This is a genomic window from Kitasatospora phosalacinea (assembly GCF_030268885.1).
Classification (GTDB): domain Bacteria; phylum Actinomycetota; class Actinomycetes; order Streptomycetales; family Streptomycetaceae; genus Kitasatospora; species Kitasatospora phosalacinea_C.
Genome location: NZ_BSSA01000153.1, coordinates 1 through 255, shown reverse-complemented (window position 1 = coordinate 255; position 255 = coordinate 1). Strand labels below are relative to the sequence as shown.

1 protein-coding gene is annotated in these 255 nt (G+C 65.9%); it reads left to right on the top strand.

Annotated elements, in window-relative coordinates:
• Positions 1 to 255: adenosylhomocysteinase (locus QSK52_RS39345; protein ID WP_285741064.1), on the top strand; the 255-nt coding region annotated here is incomplete at both ends.

Sequence of the window (255 nt, the reverse complement as noted above, 5' to 3'; positions counted from 1 at the left end):
AGATCGACATGGCCGGCCTCGCCAAGCTCCCCGGCGTGGTCAAGACCGAGGTCAAGCCGCAGGTCCACGAGTGGCGCAAGGCCGACGGCCGGACCATCATCGTGCTCTCCGAGGGCCGCCTGCTCAATCTCGGCAACGCGACCGGCCACCCGTCCTTCGTGATGTCCAACTCCTTCGCGAACCAGACCATCGCGCAGATCGAGCTGTTCACCAAGACCGAGCAGTACCCGGTCGGCGTGTACGTCCTGCCCAAGC